The following is a 1,823-nucleotide window of genomic DNA, read 5'->3' as shown; positions in this document are numbered from 1 at the left end:
GCGTCACGGCGCCCGTCCGCGAGAGCGCGGCGAAACCCGCCCACGCGGGTGCGACGACCGACGCGCGCGACGGCGCCACGACACACGCCCGCGAGGGCGTTCTGGCCGGAGTCACCCGGCCCTCATGACCGGTGGACCGTCGTCCCGGAGCGGATGACGACGATCCACCCGCGCCGCACCGTGGGGACGGGGGCGGCGCGCCTCGGGCCGGTGGCCCCTCCCCCGGGAGGGGCCACCGGCATGCGGGGCCGAACACACCGCGACCACACGACGCACACACACCGCGCGCACTCCAGCACACCAGCACGCACACACCAGGACCCCCCAGAAGCCCCACGAACACCCCCGCGCACACCCTCTCGATGGGCAGCGGTGGGCATATGCCAGGTGGGTTGGCCTGCGGTTCTTCCCCGTTGACACTTACCGACGCGCCCGTCCGGAAAGGTAGGCGGACCGCGTGCGTCCGTCTCTCCGTACGACCGGTCAAAGACGTATTCCGTAGTGATCCGGACGTTGTCCCGACCGATACAGGTCAGCCATGAACACCCCGTGAGCGATCCTCCTCCCCCACGCACGCGGCGCCCCGTGGACGGGAGAAGCCGCCGGAGCCGGGCCGACACGCCTTCCGAAGTGACGTCCTCGCCCGCACGATCAGTCAATTTCAGCCAAGCAGTGGCCAGTTGATATGCAGTTGACGATCCGACCCGGGCATATACGCTCCATCAGTCACCCCCACAGCAAGGCAGCGCTCCGGCGCACCACCGGCACGCCCTCGGCACACAACCGGCACATACCGCTCCTCTCGCCGCATACAGGAGGCCGATCATGACCTGTGTCTCGGAACAGACCTCGGCCCAGCAGCTGCCCGCTGTGCCGTTCTACTGTCCCTTCCCGCCCGTCAGACATCCGGGCGCCGACACCTTGAACCAGGTGACGGTGGAGTGGATGCTCCGGCAGCGACTCGACACCGACGAGCACCAGATCGAACGGCTGGCCGTCTGCGACTTCGGTGGTCTCACCGCGTCGACGATGCCGTACGGGCAGGTGGAACCACTGACGCTGATGTCCAAGTTCCACGCGGTGCTGTTCTCGCTCGACGACAGTGTGTGTGACGAGTCCGGTGCCACCGCCGATCTGCTCGCCCAGGAAACCTCGCGCATCATGCGCGCCCTCGAGGCCCCGGCCGCCCACTCCGCCGCCGACTCGCCGCACACCTCCGCCCTGCGCGCGCTGCGCACGGATCTGGAACGGCTCGCGTCGCCCAAGCAGTTGCGGCGCTGGACGGACGCGATGCGGGTGTACACCTCGGGCGTGGTGTGGGAGGCCTCCTGGCGCAGGAGCCCCGAACTGCCCACGCTGGACGACTACATCACGCTCTGGATGCGCTCCATCGGCATGGCCCCGTCCACCGCGATGATCGAGATCGTCGGGGGCTTCTCCGTACCGGACCGGGACATGGAGGATCCACGCGTCCGCGCCCTGACGGAGATCACCTGGACGCTGGTGAGCTGGGACAACGACCTGTACTCCCGCAACAAGGAACTCCAGCGGGCCGACGACAACCTCAACCTGATCGACGTCCTGTGCCGGGAACACGACTGCGATCCCGCTCGCGCGCTGGTGCGTGCCGTGGCGATGCGGGACCGCGTCATGGTGCTCTTCGAGCGGCTGTCGGAGCAGGTGGCCAAGGAGGCGCACACCGCGCTGCGCCGGTACGTGGAGGGGCTCGCCCAGTTCGTGCGCGGGCACCTCGACTGGGCGTCGGCGTGCCCGCGCTACCGGGTGCCGTCGGGCCCCGGGGCGACCCCCGGCGGGTGGTGGAA

General features: G+C 69.5%; 1 protein-coding gene. It reads left to right on the top strand.

The window, feature by feature from the left end; all coding sequences use genetic code 11:
- Positions 1-825: 825 nt before the first annotated feature.
- Positions 826-1,823, top strand: a 998-nt coding sequence (locus GT042_RS13025; RefSeq protein WP_161308865.1) for a hypothetical protein, incomplete at its 3' end; no start/stop codon positions are given.

Origin of the sequence: Streptomyces sp. SID3212 (assembly GCF_009865405.1) — a bacterium.
Classification (GTDB): Bacteria; Actinomycetota; Actinomycetes; order Streptomycetales; family Streptomycetaceae; genus Streptomyces.
Note: the sequence above shows the minus strand (reverse complement) of the source record. Positions and strands in the feature narration are given on the sequence as shown.